Origin of the sequence: Cohnella soli (assembly GCF_042655525.1) — a bacterium.
GTDB classification, from domain to species: domain Bacteria; phylum Bacillota; class Bacilli; order Paenibacillales; family Paenibacillaceae; genus Cohnella; species Cohnella soli.
Genome location: NZ_JBHSMI010000005.1, coordinates 44,985 through 70,674, shown reverse-complemented (window position 1 = coordinate 70,674; position 25,690 = coordinate 44,985). Strand labels below are relative to the sequence as shown.

Genomic DNA, 25,690 nt, shown 5'->3' with positions numbered 1-25,690 from the left:
AAGCAAGATCGCCGGGCAGGATTTTGCGGTCGTCCGTCGAAAGAGTAGAAGTTGATCCTGCGACCAGCATGATGAACGTTTTTGAACGGTTTGAATGATAGGGGGAGAGGTTGAGTGGACGTAGCGCTCGATCTATTGCGGGAAGCGGGACAGGCGGCCATCAGGCTGTTCTCCCTCCCTTACTTGTATATAGCGATACTGCTCGTCTGGTGGCAGGCGGCCCAAAGTGTAACGTTGCAGCGAAAATTGTTTCACGTACGGCTATACAGCGCTGCGTACTTGACGTTGACACGGGTCGCCTTCGGACTCGCGGCCGGATTCGTCTTGTCGATTGTCGGTGTAGGGATCGGAGCCGGAGCCGGACTGACGACGGAGACGCTCGCCTGCTTATGGATCGTGATGGCAGTGCTGGCACTGTTGCAGTTACGCTATGTATGTCTGGCTTACGCGGCGGGGGCGCTTGGACTGTTGCAGGCGGTGCTCGGCTGGATCGGCGCCGATTTCTCCGGCAGCGCTGCGGCGGAAGCCGTTCGCGCCGTGAATGCCGTCGACGTACCGGCGTTGCTCGTCATTGCGGGTTTGCTGCATGTAGCGGAAGGCGTGCTTGTGCGCGTTCAGAATGCCAAGCTGTCAATCCCGTTATTCCTGCAAGGGAAAAGGGGCAAGCCGATGGGCGCATATTCGCTCACAGGCGTATGGCCGATTCCGCTCTTATGGCTCGTACCAGCGACGGGGGACAATGGTTTGTCGTTGCCGTGGGCGCCTTTGTTCGGCGGAGACACGGCGGCGTGGGCGATGCTCGCCTTCCCGGTATTGATCGGCTTTAGCGACAGAACGACGACGCGCTGGCCGGAAGAGAAAGCTCGCTCATCGGGCAATGCGCTTATCGTCTATGGCCTTGTGATCGCAGGTTTGGCGGCAGGTGCAGTTTATTGGAGCCCGTTGACGGCGGTTGCCGCCATTGCGGCATTCGTGCTGCACGAAGGGCTGCTGCTTTGGAGCCGTGTGCAGGAGGCCGGACGAGCGCCGCGTTTCTCGCAGGATGGCACAGGCGTCCTGGTGCTTGCCGTGCTGCCGAATACGCCGGCGGCGGAGCTTGGCTTCCAGGCCGGGGAAACCATTCGTAAAGCGAACGGAGTCGTTGTTCGCAACAAAGAGGAACTGCATGCCGCCCTTCAGCGGCAATCGGCATTTTGTAAGCTGGAAGTGCTTAACCGCGATGGCAATTTGAAGTTTCTGCAGCGAGCGAGATACGAAGGCGAGCATTATCAACTGGGGCTTATTCTCGCCCCGGATGAAGATGTCGAATTCGTAGCGGCGCCGCGGTCCGCCTCGATCTGGCGCAGCTTGCGGGCAGCAGGAGCTCGGCGGCTCGAAAGCTCGCCGACGATGCAAGCGCGCCGGGAAGTGAAGCGGGCGGAGGCGGAACTGGCGGCGGCGCGGCAAGCGGAGATCGAAGCGGCCGAAGCAGCAGCGCGTTTGCCCGACGAGAACGGAGGACTTCCTCCCCGTAGCGTCCATTCGGCGAATCGGAAACATTGACTTCAGTTAAGGTTTGACGTCGAGCCTAGAATGCTGTATGGTAATAAGACTTCAATCGGAATAGGGTCCCTAGGGTTCCACGATGCGCTCGCGTATCGGCTCGGTCCGAGAGGGAGCGCATCCGGCGTTATGCCGGATGGACACGGCGGGATAAAAACCCGGGAGTATCGATGAAGGCTCAAAGCGACGTTGCCGCGTTGCCGAAGCCTGCGATGCTCTCGGGTTTTTTGTGCGCGGCGAGGAGACAATACGGCAACGGCAGCTATTTCGTTACACAAGAGAGAGAAGGGGAGGGAGACAAGATGAAGGCAAAAGAAAATCGGTTTTGGCTGATTCTGCTTGGAGCGGGATTATGCGAAATCGGATGGGTGTCAGGCTTGAAACACGCGGATACGGTGTGGGAGTGGGCGTTGACGGCGCTTGGAATCGCGCTTAGTTTTGCGGGATTGCTCACCGTGTCACGCGTACTTGAGGTCGGGACAACGTATGCGGTATTTACGGGAATCGGGGCTGCGGGCACTGTGCTGGCGGAGACGGTCATTTTCGGAGCGGAGCTGGACGGGATTAAACTGGTACTTGTTCTCGTACTCATCATCGGCATCGGCGGGTTGAAAAAAACGGCCGGACATCCTCGGAAGGAGGCGGAGCAATAATGGCATGGATTGCGCTTGTGTGCGCTGGTTTGTTCGAAGTGGTCGGAGTGCTCGGTATGAACCGGCTGAATGAACGCAAAGATGCGTGGAGTTGGTTGCTGCTGGCCGGAGGTTTCGCCGCGAGTTTCCTTCTGCTATCGATTGCGATGAAATCGATAACGATGGGGACGGCCTACGCGGTCTGGACAGCAATCGGCACGGTCGGCGGGACGCTCGTCGGAATGCTTTTTTATGGAGAGTCCCGTCGGCCGAGCCGCATTTTTTTCCTCAGTGTCGTTGTTGCCGCTGTCGTCGGACTAAAGGTGCTTGAGCGTTAAGCGGCTGATTATGAAGCCGATTTGCCTCGGAACAGCAAGTAAGAGTACAAAGTCGGAATTCCTGCGCAGACGGCGACTGCGGCGATTACGATGCCGGCGAGCCACGGAGCGGGCGCGAACCAGGCGGCGATGAACAGGATCAGCCCGCACAACACCCACATCCGCGCGCCCAGCCGGTGCGTTTTACGCCAATTGTCCTCGTCCATGAGCGCCCAAGGTGTCCGGATTCCGACGAAGAAGTTGCTGCGCAATTGCCCCATCCGATTGCCGATCACGATCAGCAGTACGCCGATACCGCCCATCACGAGGTTGAGCGCAGGAAGCTTATGCCCCGTATTGTCCAGAATCACGATCAGGAAAATCGCTTGCAGGAACAGGCTGATCGCCCATCTCATCAAGTCGAAGTAACCTTGGAAGCGCGTGTAGTTGTTTTTGCGCGGGTCTATCAGGCGGGATACGGAGATAATCGCCGGGAGCAGCACGCCTATGAGGCCGTACATTAGCCAGAAGCTCCATTTTGCCATCATCCGATCCTGATCGCCGTTGATATTGTAATGGGAAGCGACTTGTTCCGGAAGTTGGTGGTTGAAAATGAGGAACATCGCCATAAAAATGAGCGCGTTTGCTCCAATCAGTATCCAGTCCTGAGTCGACCAGACGGGTTTGGGCGTTTCGTTCGACAGATTCGAGTTGTTCGGGTGGTTGGCGTAGTTGCTCATCCGGTTACTCTCCTTTGGTCCCGAGCATGCCGAGAAACCAGCCCATGGCTTCCTGCACGACGGTCATGTTAATGGAATAGACGATTGTCTGTCCTTGTCGCTCGTCTTGCACGAGCTTTGCTTGCTTCAGTATGTTCAAATGATGGGAAATGCTCGGCTTGGAAATATCGAATTTGTCGGCGATGTCGCCAGCGGTCATGTCCCTTTCTTTGAGCAACTGTAGAATGGCGCGCCTCGTCGGATCGGAGAGCGCTTTGAAGGCGTCGTTCATGGGAAAGCCTCCGCTTTCAATAGAGATTTCGATTCGATATTTAGTCAAATATCTAAATATTATATTTAGATAATAAGCTAAATGTTAAAATGGGTCAAGAGGCTTGAACGGAGGAGGCCAACGAGGTTCGGCATGCGTTGCTACTATAATGCCAATGGCGGAGCCAGGAACGCTTTCCTTGGCTCCGCCATCTTTATAGCTAATTTGTCGCCGTCTGCTGGCTGAGATAAAACAGCACGAAGGCTCCAGCGATTGCCAGACATAGTAACGTGAATAGCGTGATTTTGACCGCGCTGCGGGGGACGTGGCCGGATACGGTTCCGGTCTGCCCGTTGACCATGTAATAATAAGGCCGGGATTTGTACGTATAACTGGCATTCCAGACGGGCAGGAGCAAGTGCTTGTAAGTAATGTCGTCGTAAGTCGTCCGAATTCTCAAGTTGCGGATCTCGTCGCCGCCGATGATGTCGCGAATCTCATCGTTGAGCGTGCCGTCAGCGACTTCTTGCGCTTGTTCCCAGCCTTCCTCGCGAGTGATGTTGTATCTCTCGGAGATGAAGCCGCTCAGAAATTCCGGAGCATAGCTGTGTAACTGGGTGAGATCGAAATCGCCGAGTTTATCGAGAAGTTTGCCGTCATAATGGCCGGAGGCAGGGATGAGAATGTCGTCGAACGATCGGTCGTAATCGCCGCTCGTATGATGCCATACCGTATAGCGTTCAGTCTCGGTGTATGTCTCAGTTTTACCATTTACGACACGCGTCCGAGTGACGGTGCGGTAATGGTAAACGCCGACTTCCGCGGAATAGTCCGAATACGTCTCCGTGTCGTACGTCCAATAGGGAATGTAAATGCCGTGCAGTTCGGAACGGACGTCTTGCTTCTTGAACGCGTTCGGCAGAAACCAGCGCTTCTTCTTCCATTTGGCGAAGGAACCAAGCGCTTCGTCATGAGACAATTGGAAAGGGATGACCGATTCTGGTCGGATGCTGCGGACTTCCTCGTCAAGCAGTACTTTAGGCGACCCGCAAAAAACGCATGTCGACGTCGTCTGATCCGAAGGGATAAGCGTCTCGCCGCCGCACGCTTCGCAATGGACGGCTCGCTGCGATGTCCCCCAGTCGTGCAGCGCAGCGAGATCTTCGTCCGAGTCGTCGAAGGTATGCTCCGTCTGTTCGCCGACGGAGCTGTCGATCTCTTGTTCGGCACCGCAATATTGGCATTTCAAGCTTTGGCTTTCCGTATCGAAGGCCATCGCTCCCCCGCAAGCCGCGCAAGGAAAACGAAGGGCCGCCGCTGAGCCGGTCTCGTTCGTCATGGGATCGGACTCCTCCGTTAAATTTTACTGCCGCACTCGGAGCAGAACTTCACGTTTTCCGCGAGTTTGCTGCCGCATTCGGAGCAAAATTTCTTGCCGGTCGAAGGCTGCGATCCGCCAGCAGGCGGAGCAGGAGGCTGCTGTTGTGCCGGCTGCGGCTGTCCGGCTTCCGCCGCACGGGCTGCCGTCTGGTTCAACATTTGAGCCATCATTTGTCCCATTGCCATGCCAGCTCCGAGCCCCGCCCCAGTCCCCGCGATGCCGCCGTCCGGTTGGTTTGCAGCGTCGCGAATCGCTTCGGCAGTCTGGAACTTCATGTATTGATCGAGATTGCCTGCAATGTTCATCGATGACCTTTTGTCGATCATTTTCTCCACTTCGTCGGGGAGGGAGATGTTCTCGATCGTGACGCCCGATAGCGTCAGACCGAGCGCGGCGAAACGCGGTTGCAGCTTGTCGATCGCCAGCTTGCCAAGCTCGTCATAGGAACTAGCCAAGTCGGCGACCGAAACTTTCGCTTCGCCGATCAAGTCGCTTAAGCTCGACACGATCATCGACTTCAAGTAACCGGTAATCGCAGCCGTCGTCAGTTCCTGCTTCGTGCCGAAGATTTCTTTCAGGAACAGCGCAGGATCCCCGACTTTGACCGCGTAGGTGCCGAAACCGCGAACGCGGATCATACCGAATTCGGGGTCGCGTATAATGACCGGGTTCATCGTGCCCCATTTCAGATCGGTAAAGTTCGCCGTACTCACGAAATAGACGTCGGACTTGAACGGGGAGTTAAACCCGTATTTCCATGAATTCAACGTCGTAAGAACAGGCAAGTTTTGCGTACTTAGCGTATGAGTGCCCGGTCCGAACACGTCGGTGAGCTGGCCTTCGTTTACGAAAAGCGCTGCTTGCGATTCGCGGACGATCAGCTTTGCGCCCATCTTGATCGCGTTGTCATGCGCGGGGAATCGGTAGACCATAATGCCCCGGTCGTCCAGCCATTCGATGACCTCGATTAATTGGCCTTTAATGAAGTCGAACAAACCCATGTGCCACACTCCCGATGGTTTCCGTTTTCCCCATCATACCAGAAAACGGAGGCGCCATGTCGGCGGACTTTTTTTGACGATCAGGAAGGAAAAAGCTATAATATTCGAGATGGGAACACATATTCGGATATCCGCAAAATGTTGACGATAGAGCCACAATGAAAGTACAAATCGGGAGGGCATCGGAATATGGCGGCAGTGATGGAACCGGAAGATATTAAATTCAAACTCGTCTCGGAATACACGCCTTCGGGGGATCAACCGACGGCAATCGGCCAGTTGGCGGAAGGCATCGTGAACGGCAAGAGATTTCAGACGCTGCTCGGGGCTACAGGGACGGGCAAGACGTTCACGATCGCGCAGACGATCGCGAAGGTGAATCGGCCGACGTTGATTATTGCTCATAACAAGACGCTGGCGATGCAGCTGTGCAGCGAATTCAAGGAGTTTTTCCCGGAGAACGCGGTGGAATATTTCGTCAGCTACTACGATTACTATCAGCCGGAAGCATATATTCCTTCGACGGACACGTATATCGAGAAGGATTCCAGCATCAATGACGAGATCGATAAGATGCGCCACTCCTCTACCGCATCCTTGTTCGAGCGGCGCGATGTTATTATCGTGGCGAGCGTCTCGTGCATCTACGGTCTCGGTTCTCCCGAGGAATACCGCGATTTGCGGCTCAGCCTCCGTGTCGGCATGGAGAAGTCGCGTAACGAGATCTTGCATAAGTTGATCGACATTCAATACGAACGCAATGACTTGAACTTCGTGCGTGGTACATTCCGTGTACGCGGAGATGTTATCGAGATTTTCCCCGTGTCGCGAGGGGACTCCGCAATCCGCGTCGAGATGTTCGGCGACGAGATCGAGCGGATTACGGAGATCGATGTGCTTACGGGCGAGATTACCGGCGTTCGCGAACACGTCGTCATTTTCCCGGGCTCTCACTTCGTGACGGGCGAGGAGAAGATGAAGCGGGCGCTCGTCAATATCGAGCGCGAGTTGGAAGAGCGCCTCGTCGAATTGCGCGACGCTGGCAAATTGCTCGAAGCGCAGCGGCTGGAACAGCGGACGCGGTACGATCTCGAGATGATGGCGGAGATGGGATTCTGCTCCGGCATCGAGAACTACTCAGGCCCGATGACATTCCGGGAGCGCGGCGCGACGCCATATACGCTCATGGACTTTTTCCCCGATGACTATTTGATCGTAATCGACGAGTCCCACGTAACATTGCCGCAACTGCGGGCGATGTACAACGGAGACCAAGCGCGGAAGACGGTACTCGTCGAACATGGCTTCCGTTTGCCTTCCGCCAAGGACAATCGGCCGCTTCGTTTTGAAGAATTCGAAGAGAAGGCGAAGCAGCTCGTGTTTGTTTCGGCCACTCCAGGCCCTTACGAACTGGAACAATGCCCGACCGTCGTCGAGCAGATCATCCGTCCGACGGGACTCATCGATCCGATTATCGAGGTGCGGCCAACGAAAGGACAGATCGACGATTTGCTCGGCGAGATTCGCGACCGGATCGCGAAAGACGAGCGGGTGCTCGTCACGACGCTGACGAAGAAGATGTCCGAGGACTTGACCGATTATATGAAGGAAGTCGGCATTAAGGTGCGTTATCTTCACTCCGATATCAAGACGTTGGAGCGCATGGCCATCTTGCGCGACTTGCGGCTGGGCACGTTCGACGTGCTGATCGGGATCAACTTGCTCCGAGAAGGACTCGACTTGCCGGAAGTATCTCTTGTCGCCATCCTCGACGCCGATAAGGAAGGCTTTCTCCGTTCCGAACGTTCGCTCATTCAGACGATCGGGCGCGCGGCGCGGAACGCGGGCGGTCGGGTCATCATGTACGGTGATCGTATCACCGATTCGATGGAGCGGGCGATTGGCGAGACCGAGCGGAGGCGCGGCATTCAACTGGCCTACAATGAAGCGAACGGCATTACGCCTCAGACCGTCGTCAAGAAAGTTCGCGATCTGATCGAAGCGACCAAAGCAGCCGAGACGAAAAGCTCGTTCCTTACAGGCGCGGAAGATTTGAGCAAGCTGTCGAAGAAAGAGCGTGCGTCGATGGTCGAGCGGCTCGAGTTCGAGATGAAGGAAGCGGCGAAGAGCTTGCAGTTCGAGCGGGCAGCAGAACTTCGTGATGCGCTGATGGAACTGAAAGCGAGTTTGTGAGAATCCACTACGCTAAAAGTCTAAACTTTTAGCGGATTTTCACAAAAAAAATTCGTCAAAGTTCGCGTGCAATCAGGTAATATGGGATGAGTGTATGTCTATTTTCACTATATAACTAATCAGCAGCTTTCTGTCGCACGCTATTCCGGATGTGACAGATCGTGCATGTCCAGGAGGAACAACTATGAGCAAAACGATCTCGGTCGGCATTGTAGGTTACGGCAATTTGGGACGGGGAGTGGAAGCGGCAATTCGCCAAAATCCAGACCTCGAGCTGAAGGCGATTTTCACGCGTCGGAACGCGCAATCGGTCGTCGCGGGAACGGCAACGCCGATGGTGTCGATCTCCGACATCGAGCAATATAAAGGAAAAATCGACGTCATGATTTTGTGCGGCGGTTCCGCTAAGGACTTGCCGGAGCAAGGTCCGGCGCTCGCGAAGCATTTCCACACAGTGGACAGCTTCGACACGCATGCGCTTATTCCCGAGTATTTCGAGCAAGTGAATGACGCGGCGACGACGAACGGCCACGTTAGCGTCATCTCTACCGGCTGGGATCCAGGTTTGTTTTCCCTGAATCGTCTGCTGGCGGAAGCTATTCTGCCTGAGGGCAAAGAGTACACGTTCTGGGGCAAAGGCGTGAGCCAAGGACATTCCGACGCGATTCGCCGGGTGCCGGGCGTCAAGAACGGCATTCAATACACGATTCCGATCGAGAAGGCAGTCGAAAGCGTACGCAGCGGCAGCGAGCCGAAGCTGAGCACGCGCGAGAAGCACCTTCGCGAATGCTACGTGGCACTTGAAGAGGGCGCGGATGCAGAAGCGGTCGCGAACGAAATCAAAAACATGCCGAACTATTTCGCGGATTACGATACGATTGTGCACATTGTGAGCGAAGAGACGCTGAAGGCCGAACATTCCCGCATGCCGCACGGCGGCAATGTTATCCGCAGCGGACGCACGGGTCCGAACAAGGAGAGCACGCAAGTGATCGAGTTTGGACTGAAGCTGGACAGCAACCCGGAATTCACTGCCAGCGTTCTCGTCGCTTATGCGCGCGCCGCTTATCGGTTGGCTCAAGCGGGAGATAAAGGCGCCAAATCGGTGTTCGACATCCCGTTCGGCTTGTTGTCGCCGAAATCCCCTGCAGAGCTTCGCAAAGAGCTGCTGTAAGAGAAGTTCGTGATCAAAATCGGACTTTTTGAACCTCTTCTATAAAATTACAAAAGATTTGCATGCCTGTCGGCAGTCCGTTATAATAAACGGGAACACACATTCCTATTGGAGTGCGACTGAGGCAGGCATGATTCAAGAAGCCCCGCGCAGTCGCGAAAGGGGCTTTTTTTCGTTCATGGCTAACGAGAAAATCATCATTAAGGGCGCGCGCGCCCACAACTTGAAAAATATCGACGTTACGATTCCCCGCGACAAGTTCGTCGTTCTGACGGGGTTGTCCGGCTCAGGCAAATCTTCTCTTGCTTTCGACACGATCTATGCCGAAGGCCAGCGCCGTTACGTGGAATCGCTGTCCGCATATGCCCGCCAGTTCCTCGGTCAGATGGATAAGCCCGATGTGGACTCGATCGAAGGGTTGTCCCCGGCGATCTCCATCGACCAGAAGACGACAAGCCGTAACCCTCGGTCGACGGTCGGCACCGTAACGGAAATTTACGATTACTTGCGGTTGATGTTTGCCCGTGTCGGAAGACCTCACTGTCCGGATCACGGCATAGAGATTACGTCGCAGACGATCGAGCAGATGGTCGACCGGATCATGGAATACCCGGAGCGGACGCGACTGCAGATTCTCGCGCCGGTCGTGTCCGGCCGGAAGGGCGAGCATAGCAAGCTTCTGACGGACATTCAGAAGCAGGGCTTCGTGCGGGTACGCGTAAACGGCGAGATACGCGACTTGTCCGAGAAGATCGAGCTGGAGAAAAACAAGAAGCATTCGATCGAAGTTGTCGTCGACCGTATCGTCGTGAAGGACGACGTAGCGACGCGGCTGGCCGACTCGCTTGAGACGGCGCTTAAGCTTTCCGGAGGCCAAATTCTTGTCGACATTATCGACAAGGAAGAGCTTATGTTTAACGCGAACTTGGCATGCCCCTCCTGCGGATTCTCGATGGATGAACTGGCTCCGCGTATGTTCTCGTTTAACTCCCCGTTCGGTGCATGCCCGGAGTGTGACGGCCTTGGCGTGAAGATGGTCATCGATCCGGACTTGCTTATTCCGAACCGCAATCTGAGCATCGAAGAAGGCGCGTTCGAAGCATGGGCGGGTAGCACGTCCAATTATTATCCGCAGTTTCTCGCAGCTGTCTGTGCGCATTACGGCATTCCGACGGATGTGCCGGTTGAACAGATCAGCGAGAAGCATATGCAGACGATTCTTTACGGAACCGGGGGCGAACGCATTCGTTTCCGTTACGAGAACGAATTCGGCCATACGAGAGACGCCCAAGTTCCGTTCGAGGGCATCGTCCATAACTTGGAGCGTCGTTATCGGGAGACGGGTTCCGAAGGCATTCGCGAATTCATCGAGGCCTACATGAGTGCGAAACCTTGCGGCAAGTGCAAAGGCCAACGCCTGAAGCGTGAGACGCTTGCCGTTACGGTCGGCAACGAAAATATCGCTTATGTGACTTCTCTCTCTATTGGAGAAGCACAACGTTTCTTTGACAACCTGGAACTGAACGAGAAGGAGCGGACGATCGCCCAACTGATCTTGAAGGAGATCAACAACCGGCTCGGCTTCCTAGTGAATGTCGGTCTGGATTACTTGTCGCTGTCCCGCGCGGCGGGTACGTTGTCCGGGGGAGAAGCGCAGCGCATTCGTCTTGCAACGCAGATCGGCTCGAGCTTGATGGGCGTTCTGTACATTCTCGACGAACCGAGCATCGGGCTTCATCAGCGGGACAACGACCGACTCATTCAGACGTTGAATCATATGCGCGACCTGGGCAACACGCTGATTGTCGTCGAGCATGACGAAGACACGATGATGGCTGCTGACTGGATTATCGATATTGGTCCGGGTGCAGGCAAACACGGAGGAAACGTCATTGCTGAAGGAACGCCCAAGCAGATTATGGCGGACGAGAACTCGCTCACTGGAGCCTACTTGAGCGGTCGCAAATTCATTCCGATTCCGCGAGAACGACGGAAGACGAACGGCAAATGGCTGGAAATCAAGGGCGCCAAAGAGAACAATTTAAAGGGACTTAACGCGAAGTTCCCGCTCGGCGTTTTCACTGCGGTTACGGGTGTGTCCGGCTCCGGGAAATCGACGCTCGTGAACGAGCTTCTGTACAAGACGCTCGCGCGTGACCTGAATAAGGCGAAGACTCGCCCCGGCAATTATAAGGAGTTTCTTGGACTCGAGCATCTGGAGAAAGTCATCGACATCGACCAATCTCCGATCGGGAGAACGCCTCGTTCCAACCCGGCGACGTATACTGGCGTATTTGACGACATTCGCGACGTGTTCGCGATTACGAATGAATCCAAAGTGCGCGGATACAAGAAGGGGCGCTTCAGTTTTAACATCAAGGGCGGGCGCTGCGAAGCGTGTAAAGGCGATGGCATCATCAAGATCGAGATGCACTTCCTCCCGGACGTGTACGTTCCTTGCGAAGTATGCAAAGGCAAGCGCTACAACCGCGAGACGCTTGAAGTGAAATATAAAGGCAAGAACATTGCCGAAGTGCTGGAAATGACCATTGAAGATGCGACGGAGTTTTTCGTCAATATTCCGAAAATCCATCGCAAAATGCAAACGCTGATGGACGTCGGCCTCGGATATATGGATCTCGGCCAACCGGCGACAACGCTCTCGGGCGGCGAAGCGCAGCGCGTAAAGCTAGCCGCAGAATTGTATCGCCGCAGCACAGGCAAAACGCTATATATCCTCGACGAACCGACGACAGGTCTTCATGTCGACGATATCGATCGGCTGCTGCAAGTCTTGCACCGCTTGGTCGACTCGGGTGAAAGCGTGCTTGTCATCGAGCATAATCTGGACGTTATCAAGACGGCGGATTATCTCGTCGATCTTGGGCCGGAAGGCGGCAGCGGCGGCGGTACGATCGTCGCTACGGGTACTCCTGAAGAGGTTGCCAAAGTGAAAGGCTCCTACACCGGTAAATATCTCGCACCGATCCTTGAGCGGGATCGCGCCCGTACGGAAGCGGCATTAACGGTGTAAGTGCAAAATCAAAGGCCGAACTAGCTCGCGCAAGCGAACGGGTTCGGCCTTTGTTTACTGCTAAATTCACCCCCTGGCCATCGCTGTCTCCCCGGTTCTAGTGATTTCGATAATTCCGTAGGGCGCGAGAAGCTTTAGGAAGGCTTCGTTTTTATCACGGTCGCCAACGGCTTGAACGATCAGGGAGCTCGGCCCGACATCCACTATGGAGCAGCGGAAAGTGTGGATGAGCTCGTTCAGCCCCGCACGTGCCACCGGATCGGAATTGAGTTTCACCAGCAGTAGTTCTCTGCTGATAAAGGGTGTCTCCCCGAGCGGCTCAGCCGAGACGACGTCGATCAGCTTGCGCAACTGGTTGCACAGTTGGCCGACCAACACGCCGTCACCGTTAGCAACAACTGTCATGCGCGAAAGCGACTCTTGCTCGGATACGCCGACCGTAATGCTATCGATATTGTAGCCGCGGCGGGAAAATAATCCGGATACCCGTTGCAGCACGCCCGGAGCGTTCCCCACGAGGACGGACACATACTGTTTAGCCATCGTATTTCGCCTCCCCCGACGTTCCGAGAATCATATCCGGCAGCCCCGACCCTTGCGGTACCATCGGAAAGACAAGTTCATCCTTCGAGACAACGAAGTCGATCAAATAGGGTCCGTCCGTCTCCATGGCGATGCGCCATTGCCGCTCGGCTTCCGCCTTGTCGGCCGCTCTGCCTGCAGGAACGCCGTACGCTTCGGCAAGCTTGACGAAGTCCGGGCTTCCCGATAAATCGATATGGCTATACCTGCGGGAGTAGATCAGCTCCTGCCACTGTCGGATCATGCCAAGCGTGCCGTTGTTGAGCACGACGATCTTGACCGGAATGCGATGAATCGCGCAAACAGCGAGCTCCTGAGCGCACATCTGCATACCGCCGTCACCATTCACTGAGATGACGAGTTGGCCGGGATTGCCGATTTGCGCGCCAATCGCGGCAGGGAAGCCGAACCCCATCGTGCCGAGTCCCCCTGAAGTAATCAGCGAACGGGGACGTTTCCAACGATAAAATTGCGCGGTCCACATCTGGTGTTGGCCGACGTCGGTCGTGATGATCGCCTCCCCTTCCGTCGTACGGGAGAGCATTTCGATGACATATTGTGGTTTCAGCGTCGTACCGGGGTCGTCATAACGAAGCGGGTAATCGAACTTCAGCGCCGACAGCTTGGCAACCCACCCGTCGTGTTTTGTGCGGCCGCTTAACTCCATGGAGCACAATGCACCACCCGTACTTGGTTCGTTAAGCAGTTTCCGATTCAATCGCTCCAGCACTTCTTGCGCATCTCCCGGTAAACGGATCGCCGTCGGTACGAGCTTGCCGATCTCTGCGGCGTCGATATCGATATGGGCGATCGTTGCTTTCTGCGCAAAGCTGTCCAGCTTCATGGTCACCCGATCGTCGAATCTAGCGCCCACGGAGAGGAGCAGATCGCAATGGATGAGCGCGTGGTTGGCGGCCACCGTTCCGTGCATACCGGGCATGCCGAGCCATAATGCAGAGTCTCCCGTATACCCACCCAATCCGAGCAGTGTTGTCGTGACCGGAATACCGGTCAAACGAACGAGCTCGTCCAGCGCTTCCGATGCTCCTGAAGAAATAACTCCGCCGCCGCAGAGAATAAGTGGGCGTTCGGCTTGTCGCAGTGCGTCCGCCAACCGTTCGAGAGGCTGTTCCAACGTGTCTGTATTCGGCGTAACAGCTTTGCTGTGCAAAGAATTCTCGCCCGCCCGCACATATTCCTCAGAAGAGAAGCCGGTTAAAGCGGCGCTGACGTCTTTGGGAATGTCGATCAGCACAGGCCCTTTCCTCCCCGTCCCGGCGATATGGAACGCTTCCCGGATCGTACCCGCCAAGTCCTCGACGTTGCGAACGAAAAAGTTATGTTTCGTGACGGGCTGCGTAATGCCGATAATATCAGCCTCTTGGAAGGCGTCAGAGCCAATCAGGTCAGTCGCCACATTGCCCGTAACGACGACGAGCGGGACGGAATCCATGTACGCCGTAGCGATGCCGGTTACTAGGTTGGTCGCGCCTGGACCCGAGGTCGCGAGACATACGCCGATTTTGCCCGTCGAACGGGCATAACCGTCAGCCGCGTGAATGGCTCCTTGCTCATGACGAGTTAGCAGATGGCGAAAATCAGAGTTGCCGTGCATGGCGTCGTAAATATAGAGGACTGAGCCTCCCGGATAGCCGAACACGCACTCGACACCCTCGGCGAGCAGCGCCCGCAGCAGTATTTCCGAGCCGCTTATTAATGATGTTTGAGTGTTCAAACCGCTTTCCCCCCTAACCTGACTGATTAGGTCTACCGTAACATTGCTGCCATCGGAAGGGGCTACCCTTTCGGATAGTTCGATAGTATACTTTTCGATAAAATGTTGGATCGGAGGCAACGCAATGGGAGAAACGATCGGCGATCGACTGGCAGATATGCAAAACCGACACTTCGTGGGGCGTGAGTTCGAGCTCGATTTATTCATGGAATATGTCGGCCAACTCGCCGATCGGTCCGAACGCATCCTTAACGTCTTCGGTATAGCGGGTATCGGCAAATCGGAATTGCTGTCCCGTTTCGAATCTCTTGCGATCCTAAGCGGGGCCGATTCCGCGACAGTGGACGTTCGGGAGGCACTTGGGGAACCTGGAACGCTCTTGCGATTGATCTGGGAGGCGATGCCCGATTCTGAGCCGACTGGCGACCTTACACTGCGGGAATGCACGTCTTCGATTAATCGCCAGGCAGCAAATCGATCGTTCGTGCTCATGCTCGACAATTTCGAGGCAGTCGGCGGGGCGGATGCTTGGCTAAGGAAAGCTTTTATCCCGGCACTCGGTTCGAACGTGCTTATTGTTATTGCGGGGCGTTTCCCATTGGAGGGGCCGTGGGCTCACTCGCCCTCATGGAGAAAGTTAATCGTGCGCCTTCCGTTAAAGGAGCTTCAATACGAAGAGTTTTGCGCCTATTTGCCTGTGTGGGGCATATCCGATGACAATGACGCGGACGAGTTGTGGCTGCGAACGCTCGGTCATCCGTTATCGCTTGCGCTTGTGCTCGGCGATCTCCCGGGGGAAGGTACCATTTTCAGAAAAAGGATTATTACCCAGGATCCACTCGGTACACAGATCGGCCATTGGCTGGAAGAAGCGCCTGACGACGAGCTTCGCAAACTGTTGTACGCGAGCGCGGTATCTCGTTCGTTCCATCAAGATTTGCTAACCGAGATAACGGGTAAGGAAGTGCCGGACTCTTTATTCGACCGGTTGATCGGGCTTTCTTTCGTGAATCGATGCTCTCGCGGATGGGAGTTAAATGAGAGAGTATGGGAGACGCTGCGCCGTACGTTCAAAGAACGGACACCAGAAACGTTTCGTGTGTATGTGAAGAGGGCAACGAAGCATTACTATCGCGCTGTTACGCAAGATGCTGCGGGAGGCCGCTCTCCGGCATGGCCGCTTGCCCAACTGCTGAGGTTTACCTCAAACCCGGTGCTTCGAGCACATCTGAGGCATTCCCGAACATCGCGGTATTACACGGAACCGGCTGACGAAAGTCATATAGACGAGATTGAATCCTACTTCGCGAGAAGAAGAAACAACAACCGCGAATGGAAAATCCGCTGCTCCGATTCGGAAAATATTTTCCGCTTCGACATGCCGCCGGAGCATTCCGTCTTAAGGCTCGAGAAGATAGACGCACGTATGTTAATCGATTTGAACTGCGGAGCGCTTCGGATCGTTCGCGCGCCGGAAGGCCACATCGCCGGGCTGTTTGCAATCGTGCCAATCCAGGCGTCCACACTGCCCTATTTGCAGGAAGCGGCACTGTCGGCTTCGTATTTCCGAACGTTAAGCAAAGCGGAAGTACGAGCTTGGACGAGCGCGGCTACGGATCGATCGATCGGTTGGTTTATTTATGCTATGGACGCGGAAAATTTGGAGAACGAGGAACTGCGCGCGGAGATCGTTCAATGTGTATTCGAGCTGGCGCTGCAGGGCGCGCTGCTTGTGCAGTCGCCGCCGCCTCTCGATTATTATGAGTTTTCATGCGACGGTCTTGGCTTCGAATCCGTTCCCGGAACGGAGCACGACGGGTATGGCATGGACAGAGCCGCCTGCGCATACATTCTCGATACGAGAAAAGAGAAGCTTCCAACCTATTTGCGGAAAATGGTGCCGGAACTGCAGGATGAGGAAGCGGTAGATGGGGCGGAGCAGGAGACTTCGACGTCATCAAGAATGAATCAAACGCGATTGCAGCGCGAGACTGCGGTACTATCAGCATTAACGCCGAGAGAGCGGGAAGTCTCCGATCTGTTGGCTAACGGGCTGACCAACGCCGAGATCGGCGCCTCTCTGTTTATTAGCGAAGCGGCAGTCAAGAAACACGTCAACGCGATGCTGTCGAAATATCATTTGCGGAATAGAACCGAATTGGCTCGTGCGGTGTTGGCCGGCCGGACCGATAATGCCGAATAATCGAAGAAGACGGGTCATCCATGAAGGCCGGACCCGTCTTCTTTGTTATTTCTTTGTATCGACGTTCGACTGATTCGAGGAGCTTACCAATTTGAGCAACTCGCCTTGCAGCTTCACGATCTCTTTCTGGTGAGCGAGAATTTGCTTCTTCTGTTTGACGATCCCTTCGAGATCGTTCTTGGCGTTGCTCCATTGCTTGACTTCGGTATGCTGGTGAAAGCTTTCCCAAGCTTCACGTTTCTTGCCGCGCAATTTGTGTATGCTCTCGCGGGTCGATTTCATTTGTCCGATCAGCTTCAAAGCCGGTTTCTTTAACGAACTACGTTGGTCGCTCGTCAAAGCTTTGCGGGCTTCCCGGATCTGGTCGCGGTTTGCGTTCATTTGTTGGAACAGATTTTTCTGTTCTCCGCGAATTTGATCGAGCTGAGTTTTCAGCGCTTGAATATCGGCAGGGAAGCTGCTCCAGTCCATGACCGGCGCTTGCTCTTTGCCATGCTGGCGATGATGGTCGGGTGAGAGAGAAGGTTCTTCGCCGTGACCATGCCGTTCGTGATCCGGGTGAGAGACGATTTCCAGGCCCGTAGCCGAAGCGGTCGAGGCGAATGCCAGCAGCGCGACAAGCGCGAGCAATACGATTTTTTTAGCACGCATAGAGGTTCCTCCCAAGAGATGGATTCCCCTCTAGTATGGACATCATTTCCTTTTCCATTCTTTGGTTCGGCTCAATTCGGCTTTCCGCTTGCAATGTCTTCGTCGACATCTGCTTGATAAGCGATCAGACTGATCGGGTGTCCGACTTTCTCAGTCATTTTCTGCTCCATCGCACGGACTTCTTCCACTTCGTCTGGTTTGAGCAGGGCGAGCGAGAAGCTGTTTTCGTTAATTCCGGATTCCATTCGTGTGCGGCCTCCTTCGGTTTTGTGCTTCTAGTATGGCTCCTTGAAGCACAAAACCATCCCCCGGTAGGGAGATGGTTCGTGAAAAGGATATTCGCTCGTTCTAAGCCGTGGCCAATATTTCAGTCAATTTCGCCTGCATCGCCTCGATGCCTGCCCGTTCAACGAACTGGTGGAACGATTCGCCGGCTTCGCGGGATTCTTTGTAATGAAGGATGAGTTGGGCCAATACGCTGCCGACCTGATCGCTTCTTACGCGGCCTTTAAGTGCCGTGTTATACTTGGCCCCAGGTCCGAGCGTTCCTCCGACGGCGATGTCGTAAGCATCAACCATGCCTTCGGGAGTTTTGACCAATGAGCCCTGTAGGCCGATGTCGGCAACGTGTTTCTGGCCGCAGCCGTTCGGGCAGCCGATAAAATGAATACGAATCGGTTCGTCGATCTCGACGTGCTCGTCCAAGTAGAGGGCGATTCGGCGTGCGTATTCTTTCGTCTCGACGATGGCGAGGTTGCAGAACTCGTTGCCTGTGCAAGAGACGGTACGGCTCATGAACCGGTTCGGGTTCGGCGATAACCGTTGCAGGAGCGGTTCATTTAGCAACGATTCGACTTTATCGTCAGCGACGCCGGTCAGAATAATGTTTTGCGTCACCGTCGTGCGAATCGTACCGTCGCCGTACTTGTCCGCGTAATCGGCAAGTTGATTGAATTCGTCGCTGCTCGTGCGCCCGACAGGCACGTTAAGTCCGACGTAATTCAGCCCGGATTGAAGCTGAGGGTGTACGCCGTCGAAATAAGCCGCGTTCCATCCGACGGTGCGGTCATCGCCGAGAGGCGGCATCTCGCCGATCAGCTTCACGAGTTCCTCCTGGAACTTCTCGATGCCCCACTCCGCCACCAAGTATTTCAGACGGGCGTAGTGGCGCTTCTCGCGATAACCATGATCACGGAATAACGTTGTCACGCCAATGGCGACTTTCAGCGCTTCTTCCGGGCGAACGAACATATCAAGTCGTTTCGCCAGATGCGGCTTGGCCGACAGGCCGCCGCCGACGAGGACGTGGAACCCAAGCACCTCTTGGCCGTCAATGATTTTAGAAGCCGGAGTGAAGCTCAAGCACTGGATTTCCGCATTTGCGCTGTTATAGATATTCGAAGAAATGGAAATCTTATATTTCCGAGGCAAGTTGGAGAAGTCTCTGTTGCCCAGGAAAAAACGTTCAAGCTCGTCCACCCATGGCGTCGTATCGAACAGTTCGTTCGGATCCACGCCGGCCAGCGGATTGCCGACGATCGTGCGCGGACAGTCGCCGCAAGCTTCGAAAGCCGACATGCCGACCGCTTCGAGACGGTTGAAAATATCCGGCATATGCTCGATCTCGAGCCAGTGGTATTGAATCGCCTGACGGGTCGTCACATCGATCAGACCGCGCCCATATTCGCGCCCCAATTGAGCTAGCACGCGAGCTTGGGCCGAAGTAAGCACGCCGCCCGGAATCCGGATGCGCATCATGAAATGGCCGGTATTTGGCTTTTGCTGATAGACCCCCGCCCATTTGAACAAATTGAAGTCCTCTTGAGGAATAGAGGCGAAACCTTCCTTGGAGTACTTCTCGACAATGTCGCGAATGATGTCCAGGCCGTCCTTCTCCATTTTGTAAAATTCAAACTTATTAAGCTTGGACGGGTCGCGATCCATCCATACCGCCTTGTAAGTCATGTTGCGGCGACTCCCTTCGCAGGAATATTGATCATTCCGATTCGTTTGGTATGAATACAAATGCGCCTAAATCGTACCACAGATCAGATGAAGCGACAATATTCGCATAGGAAAACATCGCCAACCGAAACATGTGTCCCCGAGTTTGGGCAAGGCTCACGGGAGACGGTTACATGAATAAATCGAGCAACTCCCGCTCGGACGAGGCTCATAGGAGGCAGTTACAAGAAAAAATCGAACTACTCATGTACGAACAGGGCTCACGGGAGGCAGTTACGCGAAAAAATCGAACAACTCATGCTCGAACGGGCTCGCAGGATGTAGTTGCACGAAAAAATCGAACAACTCATGCTCGAACGAGGCTCACGGGAGACGGTTACACGAAAAAATCGAGCAACTCCCCCTCGAATGAGGCTCACGGGAGGTAGTTACGCGAAAAAATCGAACAACTCCCCCTAACTCGAAATGAGCCGTGACGAATCGGGACATCCTAACGTTGGAAGTGTGACAAAGTTGTTACGGCGCGAACTTCGGACTTGCAAGCGGGGCGCGCAGAAGCTAACATAGATAAAGATGGGTTCATTAGGTTCAAATGAATGCGAAATAGCGCCGCGAAGGAGGTCACTCTCATGAATTTTCTTGCTGAGAACGCAACGGAAGCTGTTAAAAGTACATACTCCCACTTCGATATTTTCATGCTCGTGTTTACGATCTTGATCGCAATCGGACTCGTGCGCCTGCTGATGCAGCGGCCGCGCAAGAACGTACTGGCAATCGGTTTCGCGACGGTTTCATTGCTCGTATTCCTTGCCGCCGATTACAAGATGGTTAGCGGTTGGGTATTTTAGAACGGATAGCAATAATAATGAACGACGTTAAGCGGGCTGGAGAGGCGAACTCTCCGGTTCGTTTTTTTTGTTGCGTTTAAACAGGTTAAAATCTCCATAAATCTAGTTTCCAGAAAACGCTAATTATGATAGAGTGAGCCTGTTAGAGATATAAAATCATTTCGATCTATTGCAAAGGGGAACTCATACGATGAAATTTCTCAACCAGATCCAATTAAGAAGCAAGTCCATATTGTTGGCAGCGCTCGCGTTCGTGCTTCTCGCTATGAATGCCGTTCCGGCGTCCGCGGCGACAACCGGCGTTACGATTCGGGTTAAAGTCGGCAGCACACAGATGAAAATCAATACCGAAATCGTTAAAATCACGGCGCCATACTTATCCTCCGGCAACGTCATGGTTCCGTTAAGCGTGTTTACGAATACGAAAGGTTTCGGAGCCAAGCTCCAACTGACCAATAATAAAGTCATTAAGTTGACGTATGGCACGCATAACATCGTCCTGACCGTCGGACAGAAATCCGCAACGATCGATGGCAAGAAAGCAACTGTCCCTGCAGCGCCTGCCAATAAAAGCGGAGTGATGACCGTTCCGCTGGCCAGCGTCATTAAAGCATTCGGGAAAACGGTGACGCAGGACGCGAAAACGAAAGAATACGTCATTAACGGTGTTACGAGCGCTTCGGGCACTTCGGGCAACAAGCCGACGGGCATCGATTCGGATTCCGGCAAATCGCTGATCGGGGACAGCTACTATCAATGGTCGATGAACTATCCTACCGGGTTGGTACAAGGGTATGTCAGCAGCTCGGGAAATTGGATCACATTCGGAGACGTGAAAGGCGATTATCGTTTGGCCTTGTCGGTTGAAGAAACTTCCGAATCGATGGACTCGAAGGATCAAAGGGATTACATTATCGACAACTTTATAGACGACGAACAGATTTTGGACGTTTCCACGATCAAAAAGCCGGGCGGCACTTTCCAGAAAGTCGTAACGAAATACAGCGATACGACGACGGAGTATCGGGGCATACAAGCAAACGATCATTTCTATACGGTAATACTGACGAAGAAAGGGAAAGCCGCTTCGAACACTAGCGCGTATGCCGCGCTGCTGGACAGCTTCAAACCGAGTTTCGACGCTTCTAATAAGTCGCTCAAAGATTTGACCAAAGTGAAGAACGGATTGATCGCGTTTGAGGATAAAGCCTATGGGTTGCAGATCAATCTGCCTGTAAAGTGGGTTAAGCATTCAGAATCGAATGGTTTGTCTTTTGTCGGGCCTGATGACGCTGAGCTGACTTTTGAGGTGACTTCGTCTGAGCCGGGCGATACGTTGGATCAATGGGTTGCAAGCAGGCAGAAGATGTACGAGGATTTGATGAATAGCGACTACCGCGCGAAATCGACGATTACGCCGACGACATGGAACGGTGTTCCTGCCTTGCTGTTAGAGATTTCTTACACGGATAATTTGAAAGACTGGACGAACGAGTACTCGATTTTCGTGATGAACGGCAAGCATAAGCTGGAACTGAACCTGACTTACCCGCAGAAAGACAAAGACAAAATACAAACGATCTTCGAGCAGATGAGCAAAAACATGAAAGTCGATTTAGGCAAAATAGAGAAGGACTTCGGTTATTTGCCGGATTCAAATGACATAGAGTTGCGAGAAACGACTGAGAAAACAAGCAAAAAATATGGGTACCGCATTACCGTGCCGAAATATTGGGCTCGCGGCGTCGACATGGAAAGGTCCGGAGTTCTTTTGGAAGGCATCGGTGTCTCTGTGAGGGTCGCAGCGTTGGAAAACGGGAATCTGACTGAAATGTTGGACAAAATGGACAAATACGCCAACTCCGGTTTAACCGGGACGATCGTTGAGTCGAGGACGAAGGAAACGTTTGCCGGCGTCGAGGCTTATAAATTTGTGGAGAAGACGCTGAGCGGTGCTGAGACGCCAACGCGCACAACTACTTATTTGTTTGAGAAGGCAGGCACGGTTTACCTTGTTCTAGGCGTCATCGAAGATATGTACACGTCGGAACTGAACGTGAAACAACTTCAGGATGCGCTGGCATCATTCAAATGGACGTCTAATTAAAGGGCTTGACGAGAGCCGCTCTGTGGGGACTATTCCTTCGCAGGGCGGTTTTCTTTCATCCCCCATCCGACGTAGAAAAATAATGTTGAGTAGAAGGGAAAAATCCCCAAAAATCTAGTTTCCAGAAAACACTAATTATGATAGAGTGAGCCTGTTAGAGATAAATTTCGGGGAGAGAGTCGACTTGATTAAAGTAAAACGTCGCCGGTGGCTGATCGCGGCTTCGCTAGTCGCGTGTTTGAGTATCGCTGGTACCGTCGGAGCGGCGAATGAAACAGGTAACGGGGTAACGGTAGATGCGAAAGTAATCGGCGGAGAAGTGTATGTGAAAGCATCGTCGCTTGCCGCACAGCTTGGGGGCACGGGTACTTACGACGCAAGCACGAAGAAATACACGTATTCGCCCGGGCCAAGCGTGCCGGACGTCGTGAAGAAAGTATCGCCCACGGTTGTAGCGATTATCGGCAAGCCGTCGGACGGGCAGTCGGGCAACCGCTTCTCGCTCGCGCACGGCACCGGTGTCATCGTTAAAGCCGACGGCTGGATCGTGACGAACGCCCATGTGGTCAAAGATATGAACGCGATCGTGGTCGTGACGGCCGATGGCAAAGAGTATGCGGGCACGCGCAAGCAAATCGACGTGACGAGCGATCTTGCGCTTGTAAAGATTAATGCGACGGGACTGAAGACGGCCACGTTCGCGCCTGCGCCGCTAAAAGTGCAAGTGGGAGAGACGGTTGTTGCGATCGGCACGCCGGTGTCCTTCTCGCTCAGAAACACGGCTACCGTTGGCGTGATCAGCGGAATGAATCGCTCCATCTCGTCGGATTACAATTTGCTGCAGACCGACGCGGCGATCAATCCCGGCAACAGCGGCGGTCCGCTCGTGAACATGAAAGGGCAGATCGTCGGCATCAACTCGATGAAGTTCGTCGACGTCGACATCGACAGCATGGGCTTCGCGATTCCGGCGGACACGGTGCAGTATGTGTTAAATCATTTTTACAAGTACGGTAAAGTGAAACGCCCTTCGCTCGGGCTGGAGCTTGAGGAGAGCTGGTCAGCGGTTGTCGGGCTGCCGACGGAAGAGCCGATGACGATTCTCGCTATCGCATCGCCTAACGCGCAGAAGGCCGGGATACAGACGGGCGACCAGTTATACGCAGTGAACGGCAAGCAAATATCGACCAAGGTAGAACTGAACGAGGTACTGAAAGCGTATCTGCCTGGGCAAACGGTCAATCTGACGATACTTTCCGACGGGGATCTCATAACGAAGGCGCTTGTTCTATCGGAAAGCCTGGCGAACTAATTTATCCTATTTATTCATCACACACCAATCGGAGGCAATGAGAAATGATTTCTCGATCCATCGGCACCAAAGCTCTGGCATTATTGCTCTCGCTTATTATGTTTATCGGTTATGCGCTTCCGGCAAGCGCGGCAACGGCGACGGGCACAAAGGAAATTCGCCTGAAAGTGGGCAGCGCCCAAATGATAATCAACGGTGAGGCAATCAAAATTCAAGCGCCTTTCCTGTCTGCGAACAACGTCATGGTGCCGCTTAGCGTGTTCACGAATGCCAAAGGCTTCGGCGCGAAGCTGCAGTTGACGAACAACAAAGTGATCAAGCTTACGTACTTGAAACACGTCATCACGATGACGACAGGCAACAAATCTGCGACGATCGATGGGAAAAATACGACGCTAGCCGTCGCTCCGGCGAATAAAAACGGCGTATTGACAGTACCGCTTGTTCCCGTTGCCAAAACGTTCGGCGCGAAGCAGTCGACGGACGCGAAAACAAAAGAAATCGTGCTGTCCGGCGTCGTATCTGCGACTGCTGCGGCGGGTACGGGCAACACAGGTAACGCAGGAAACGGCGGTTCGGTGTCCATTATCGACAGCGACTTCGGCAAATCGAAGATTGGCGACAGCTATTATGGCTGGACGATGAGTTATCCGACCGGACTGTTGATGGTCGATCAGTCGGACGACGGCGATTATATTATTTTTCAGGATATCAAAAAAGACTATGAACTTGGCGTATTCGTCGAAGAAGCGCAAAACGACCTGACGACGGCTGAGAAACGCACGTCCATTTACGGGCATTTCACGAAAACGGAAAAAGCGGTCGATATTCGCACGGTCGCCGGCGGTCCGACAGGAACTTACGAGAAGATCGTCTCCAAAAATAACGAAGGTTACTTCTTCGAATCGCGGGCCATTCAGGCGAACGGCTTCCTGTATGTCGTCTATTTCGGCAAGCGGGCGACATCGGCTACAGAATTGAATCGTTATTCGCAAGTGCTCGACAGCTTCAAGACGTCCTTCGACCGCTCTGACCGTTCTCTGAAAGATTTCACTCAAATTATCGACGGATACAAGACGTTCTCCAATGACGATTACGGCTTGGCCGTGAAGCTTCCGAAAGAATGGTCGATCGACGACAAGTCCGCTTATCCTTACTTTTACACAAGCGACGCATACATGTATGTCGATATCAGTTCCAAGAAAGCCGGCGACACGACGGACGCTTGGCTGAAGCGCAAGCAGGCGCGTTTCGAACAATCGTTCGCGCCGGAATACAGGAAAGTGCTCGAGCAGAAAGATGTTGTATGGAACGGTGTCCCTGCGAAAGCATTAAAAATTTCCTATTCGTTCGATACGGAAACGTGGTGGGAAGAGTACGAAGTGTTCGCAATTCAAGGCGAATATCGTTACTATACGGAAATCGCTTATCTGGATAGCCACAAATCGACGTACGCGAATTTGTTCGATACGGTACTGCGGACGTTGGAGGTCAATACGGGGACGGTCGAGAAAAACTTCGGACTCATTCTCGATGATGCCGATGAGGCAGACCGGGTAGCTACTGTGTCTAAGAAAAGCAATAAATACGGTTATAGCGTAATGTTCCCGCAATACTGGACTGGCTCGAAAAAGAACTTCGAGGAAGAAAGTATCGAGTATGATTTTGACGGCGGCGGTTTCGGCGTTGACGCTTGGAAAGACCCTGAGAGCAGCTTTAGCGATTTGTCGAGTTATCTCGACCAGTTTTATCGGGATCAGACCGCCAAAAACTCCAAAATGACGGTCATCGAAAATTCGGTGACGACGTTAAATGGATTGCAGGCGAAGAAAGTCGTGGTTGAAGACAAAACTAACGATGACAAAAGTACACCTAACCGAATGACAATGTACTACGTATACAACAATGGTCAAGTGTACACCGTATGGGGATTGTATTATCTCGCGAGAGGAACGGATTTCGTCAAGAAAAGCTTGGAATCCGCGATCAATTCCTTTACCATACCCGCTCGTTAATGTCTCAT

At 53.8% G+C, this 25,690-nt stretch carries 20 protein-coding genes and 1 riboswitch; of the genes, 11 read left to right on the top strand and 9 right to left on the bottom strand.

Annotated elements, in window-relative coordinates; translation table 11 throughout:
* Nucleotides 1-114: 114 nt before the first annotated feature.
* The 3 genes from ACFPOF_RS03050 to ACFPOF_RS03040 all read left to right on the top strand — a co-directional run bounded on the left by ACFPOF_RS03050 (nt 115) and on the right by ACFPOF_RS03040 (nt 2,512).
* Nucleotides 115-1,542 carry a PDZ domain-containing protein gene (locus tag ACFPOF_RS03050; RefSeq protein ID WP_378129507.1) on the top strand — a complete coding sequence of 476 codons (1,428 nt, stop codon included), beginning with the start codon at nt 115-117 and terminating at the stop codon, nt 1,540-1,542.
* 58 nt (nt 1,543-1,600) lie between these two features.
* Nucleotides 1,601-1,709, top strand: a riboswitch (guanidine-I (ykkC/yxkD leader).
* 3 nt (nt 1,710-1,712) lie between these two features.
* Nucleotides 1,713-2,195: a DMT family transporter gene (locus ACFPOF_RS03045; RefSeq protein ID WP_378129505.1), complete on the top strand. Its 483-nt coding sequence runs from the start codon at nt 1,713-1,715 to the stop codon at nt 2,193-2,195.
* A complete protein-coding gene (locus ACFPOF_RS03040) occupies nt 2,195-2,512 on the top strand; it encodes a DMT family transporter (protein ID WP_378129503.1) in 318 nt (105 codons plus the stop codon). The genes ACFPOF_RS03045 and ACFPOF_RS03040 overlap by 1 nt, the downstream gene beginning before the upstream one ends.
* Nucleotides 2,513-2,520: 8 nt before the next feature.
* On the opposite strand, the gene ACFPOF_RS03035 is transcribed toward ACFPOF_RS03040, so the two are convergent.
* The 4 genes from ACFPOF_RS03035 to ACFPOF_RS03020 all read right to left on the bottom strand — a co-directional run bounded on the left by ACFPOF_RS03035 (nt 2,521) and on the right by ACFPOF_RS03020 (nt 5,863).
* The gene (locus ACFPOF_RS03035; RefSeq protein ID WP_378129501.1) at nt 2,521-3,231 is read right to left on the bottom strand and encodes an SdpI family protein; all 711 of its coding nucleotides are present in this window, start codon (nt 3,229-3,231) and stop codon (nt 2,521-2,523) included.
* Nucleotides 3,232-3,235: 4 nt separating this feature from the next.
* Nucleotides 3,236-3,502 (bottom strand): autorepressor SdpR family transcription factor, encoded by a 267-nt coding sequence (locus tag ACFPOF_RS03030; RefSeq protein ID WP_378129499.1) that lies wholly within the window; start codon nt 3,500-3,502, stop codon nt 3,236-3,238.
* A 199-nt stretch (nt 3,503-3,701) separates the two neighbouring features.
* Entirely contained in the window at nt 3,702-4,820 is a 1,119-nt protein-coding gene (locus tag ACFPOF_RS03025) for a TFIIB-type zinc ribbon-containing protein (protein WP_378129497.1), read from the bottom strand.
* Between the two features lie 17 nt (nt 4,821-4,837).
* Nucleotides 4,838-5,863 (bottom strand): SPFH domain-containing protein, encoded by a 1,026-nt coding sequence (locus ACFPOF_RS03020; RefSeq protein WP_378129495.1) that lies wholly within the window; start codon nt 5,861-5,863, stop codon nt 4,838-4,840.
* Nucleotides 5,864-6,052: 189 nt separating this feature from the next.
* Between ACFPOF_RS03020 and uvrB the strand changes: the two genes are divergently transcribed.
* From uvrB to uvrA, 3 genes are all read left to right on the top strand, one after another.
* A complete protein-coding gene (gene uvrB / locus ACFPOF_RS03015; protein ID WP_378129493.1) occupies nt 6,053-8,056 on the top strand; it encodes an excinuclease ABC subunit UvrB in 2,004 nt (667 codons plus the stop codon).
* A 184-nt stretch (nt 8,057-8,240) separates the two neighbouring features.
* Nucleotides 8,241-9,230, top strand: a complete 990-nt coding sequence (locus tag ACFPOF_RS03010) for a diaminopimelate dehydrogenase (RefSeq protein ID WP_378129491.1) — start codon at nt 8,241-8,243, stop codon at nt 9,228-9,230.
* A 178-nt stretch (nt 9,231-9,408) separates the two neighbouring features.
* On the top strand, nt 9,409-12,264 hold the full coding sequence (gene uvrA, locus ACFPOF_RS03005; protein ID WP_378129489.1) for an excinuclease ABC subunit UvrA: 2,856 nt from the start codon (nt 9,409-9,411) through the stop codon (nt 12,262-12,264).
* A gap of 66 nt (nt 12,265-12,330) precedes the next feature.
* Here the strand turns inward: uvrA and ilvN are convergent, their stop codons facing one another.
* On the bottom strand, nt 12,331-12,807 hold the full coding sequence (gene ilvN / locus ACFPOF_RS03000) for an acetolactate synthase small subunit (RefSeq protein WP_378129487.1): 477 nt from the start codon (nt 12,805-12,807) through the stop codon (nt 12,331-12,333).
* On the bottom strand, nt 12,800-14,581 hold the full coding sequence (gene ilvB / locus ACFPOF_RS02995; RefSeq protein WP_378129485.1) for a biosynthetic-type acetolactate synthase large subunit: 1,782 nt from the start codon (nt 14,579-14,581) through the stop codon (nt 12,800-12,802). The genes ilvN and ilvB overlap by 8 nt, the downstream gene beginning before the upstream one ends.
* A 124-nt stretch (nt 14,582-14,705) precedes the next feature.
* On the opposite strand from ilvB, the gene ACFPOF_RS02990 reads away from it, so the two are divergent.
* Complete coding sequence (locus ACFPOF_RS02990; RefSeq protein WP_378129483.1) at nt 14,706-16,784, top strand: LuxR C-terminal-related transcriptional regulator; 2,079 nt, start codon at nt 14,706-14,708, stop codon at nt 16,782-16,784.
* Nucleotides 16,785-16,829: 45 nt separating this feature from the next.
* Here ACFPOF_RS02990 and ACFPOF_RS02985 read toward each other — a convergent pair whose 3' ends face one another.
* From ACFPOF_RS02985 to ACFPOF_RS02975, 3 genes are all read right to left on the bottom strand, one after another.
* Nucleotides 16,830-17,435, bottom strand: coding sequence for a hypothetical protein (locus ACFPOF_RS02985; protein WP_378129481.1), 606 nt, complete (start codon nt 17,433-17,435; stop codon nt 16,830-16,832).
* Nucleotides 17,436-17,506: 71 nt separating this feature from the next.
* Nucleotides 17,507-17,680: a hypothetical protein gene (locus ACFPOF_RS02980; protein WP_378129479.1), complete on the bottom strand. Its 174-nt coding sequence runs from the start codon at nt 17,678-17,680 to the stop codon at nt 17,507-17,509.
* A gap of 103 nt (nt 17,681-17,783) precedes the next feature.
* A complete protein-coding gene (locus ACFPOF_RS02975) occupies nt 17,784-19,400 on the bottom strand; it encodes a nitrite/sulfite reductase (RefSeq protein ID WP_378129477.1) in 1,617 nt (538 codons plus the stop codon).
* A 629-nt stretch (nt 19,401-20,029) separates the two neighbouring features.
* Here ACFPOF_RS02975 and ACFPOF_RS02970 point away from each other — a divergent pair.
* The 4 genes from ACFPOF_RS02970 to ACFPOF_RS02955 all read left to right on the top strand — a co-directional run bounded on the left by ACFPOF_RS02970 (nt 20,030) and on the right by ACFPOF_RS02955 (nt 25,682).
* Complete coding sequence (locus tag ACFPOF_RS02970) at nt 20,030-20,248, top strand: DUF2759 family protein (protein WP_378129475.1); 219 nt, start codon at nt 20,030-20,032, stop codon at nt 20,246-20,248.
* Between the two features lie 190 nt (nt 20,249-20,438).
* Nucleotides 20,439-22,355: a copper amine oxidase N-terminal domain-containing protein gene (locus ACFPOF_RS02965; RefSeq protein ID WP_378129473.1), complete on the top strand. Its 1,917-nt coding sequence runs from the start codon at nt 20,439-20,441 to the stop codon at nt 22,353-22,355.
* A gap of 184 nt (nt 22,356-22,539) precedes the next feature.
* A complete protein-coding gene (locus ACFPOF_RS02960) occupies nt 22,540-23,667 on the top strand; it encodes a S1C family serine protease (RefSeq protein WP_378129471.1) in 1,128 nt (375 codons plus the stop codon).
* Between the two features lie 44 nt (nt 23,668-23,711).
* On the top strand, nt 23,712-25,682 hold the full coding sequence (locus ACFPOF_RS02955) for a stalk domain-containing protein (RefSeq protein WP_378129469.1): 1,971 nt from the start codon (nt 23,712-23,714) through the stop codon (nt 25,680-25,682).
* Nucleotides 25,683-25,690 lie beyond the last annotated feature (8 nt).

Excerpts from the sequence above, each read along its gene's own strand:
- ACFPOF_RS03020 (WP_378129495.1), bottom strand. The coding sequence starts at position 5,863 with ATGGGTTTGTTCGACTTCATTAAAGGCCAATTAATCGAGGTCATCGAA.
- ACFPOF_RS02970 (WP_378129475.1), top strand. The coding sequence starts at position 20,030 with ATGAATTTTCTTGCTGAGAACGCAACGGAAGCTGTTAAAAGTACATAC.
- ACFPOF_RS02965 (WP_378129473.1), top strand. The coding sequence starts at position 20,439 with ATGAAATTTCTCAACCAGATCCAATTAAGAAGCAAGTCCATATTGTTG.
- ACFPOF_RS02955 (WP_378129469.1), top strand. The coding sequence starts at position 23,712 with ATGATTTCTCGATCCATCGGCACCAAAGCTCTGGCATTATTGCTCTCG.
- uvrA (WP_378129489.1), top strand. The coding sequence starts at position 9,409 with ATGGCTAACGAGAAAATCATCATTAAGGGCGCGCGCGCCCACAACTTG.
- ACFPOF_RS03040 (WP_378129503.1), top strand. The coding sequence starts at position 2,195 with ATGGCATGGATTGCGCTTGTGTGCGCTGGTTTGTTCGAAGTGGTCGGA.
- ACFPOF_RS02975 (WP_378129477.1), bottom strand. The coding sequence starts at position 19,400 with ATGACTTACAAGGCGGTATGGATGGATCGCGACCCGTCCAAGCTTAAT.
- ACFPOF_RS03035 (WP_378129501.1), bottom strand. The coding sequence starts at position 3,231 with ATGAGCAACTACGCCAACCACCCGAACAACTCGAATCTGTCGAACGAA.
- ACFPOF_RS02990 (WP_378129483.1), top strand. The coding sequence starts at position 14,706 with ATGGGAGAAACGATCGGCGATCGACTGGCAGATATGCAAAACCGACAC.
- ACFPOF_RS03030 (WP_378129499.1), bottom strand. The coding sequence starts at position 3,502 with ATGAACGACGCCTTCAAAGCGCTCTCCGATCCGACGAGGCGCGCCATT.
- ilvN (WP_378129487.1), bottom strand. The coding sequence starts at position 12,807 with ATGGCTAAACAGTATGTGTCCGTCCTCGTGGGGAACGCTCCGGGCGTG.
- ACFPOF_RS03045 (WP_378129505.1), top strand. The coding sequence starts at position 1,713 with ATGAAGGCTCAAAGCGACGTTGCCGCGTTGCCGAAGCCTGCGATGCTC.
- ACFPOF_RS03010 (WP_378129491.1), top strand. The coding sequence starts at position 8,241 with ATGAGCAAAACGATCTCGGTCGGCATTGTAGGTTACGGCAATTTGGGA.
- ACFPOF_RS02980 (WP_378129479.1), bottom strand. The coding sequence starts at position 17,680 with ATGGAATCCGGAATTAACGAAAACAGCTTCTCGCTCGCCCTGCTCAAA.
- ACFPOF_RS03025 (WP_378129497.1), bottom strand. The coding sequence starts at position 4,820 with ATGACGAACGAGACCGGCTCAGCGGCGGCCCTTCGTTTTCCTTGCGCG.
- ACFPOF_RS02985 (WP_378129481.1), bottom strand. The coding sequence starts at position 17,435 with ATGCGTGCTAAAAAAATCGTATTGCTCGCGCTTGTCGCGCTGCTGGCA.
- uvrB (WP_378129493.1), top strand. The coding sequence starts at position 6,053 with ATGGCGGCAGTGATGGAACCGGAAGATATTAAATTCAAACTCGTCTCG.